This window comes from Neisseria sp. P0009.S007 (assembly GCF_051962515.1).
In genome coordinates this window covers 1-919 of record NZ_JBQCVF010000635.1, presented here as the reverse complement: position 1 = coordinate 919, position 919 = coordinate 1, and the positions used below count along the sequence as shown (strand labels likewise).

The following is a 919-nucleotide window of genomic DNA, read 5'->3' as shown; positions in this document are numbered from 1 at the left end:
GCGGTCAAATACGCCGATTTGAGCAAAAACCGCACCAGCGATTATGTGTTCGACTGGGACGCCATGCTTTCGTTTGAGGGCAACACCGCCCCCTACCTGCAATACGCCTACACACGCGTACAAAGCGTGTTCCGCAAAGCAGGCGAATGGGACGCAAATGCGCCAACCGTTTTGACCGAACCTTTGGAAAAACAACTGGCCGCCGAGCTTCTGAAATTCGAAGACGTGCTGCAAAGCGTGGCGGACACGGCATATCCGCACTACCTCGCCGCCTACCTCTATCAAATCGCCACCTTGTTCAGCCGCTTCTACGAAGCCTGCCCGATTTTGAAATCAGAAGGCGCAACCCGCAACAGCCGCCTGCAACTGGCGAAGCTGACCGGCGATACGCTGAAACAAGGCTTGGAGTTGTTGGGCATTGATGTGTTGAATGTCATGTAAGTTTTTGAATAAAAACGATGAAAGGCCGTCTGAAACTTTGCAGGTTGCAAGGTTTCAGACGGCCTTTTTGATGCTTTGACAGATGTCGTGATGTCGTTGTTTGAGCCTAAGCGGTTTTGAATTTGCTTAGGTAATGTGTTCAGACGGCCTTGTCTTTATTTCAAATTGCTTGCCAACAACCAAGCCTGTGCTTCGGTAGCGTCGCTGAAATATTTGGGATGTTGGTTGGTCAGGAGGCTGGAAAGGCGCGCGCCGAGTCTGATCCAGATGTCGTCGGTAATGACGGCAACGCGGCCGAAGTCGGTTTCGTGTTGGTTGAGGAATTTGATTTGTTCGACCGCCATATCGATGGTGAAGTCTTTCAACATGGACAAGTCCAACAGGATGTCGGGCAGATGGATTTTTTGTTTTGCGGCCAACAAGGCTTCTTCCAATTGGCGGAAATCGTCCAAAGTGAACTCGTTGTACAGCGCTACGT

Annotated in this window: 2 protein-coding genes; one reads left to right on the top strand and one right to left on the bottom strand. The window is 50.8% G+C overall.

Annotated elements, in window-relative coordinates:
- A partial coding sequence (locus tag ACTHS3_RS15325; RefSeq protein WP_440368412.1) for a DALR anticodon-binding domain-containing protein occupies nucleotides 1-441 on the top strand: 441 nt, incomplete at its 5' end.
- 155 nt (nucleotides 442-596) lie between these two features.
- Here ACTHS3_RS15325 and ACTHS3_RS15320 read toward each other — a convergent pair.
- A partial coding sequence (locus tag ACTHS3_RS15320; RefSeq protein WP_440368411.1) for an STAS/SEC14 domain-containing protein occupies nucleotides 597-919 on the bottom strand: 323 nt, incomplete at its 5' end.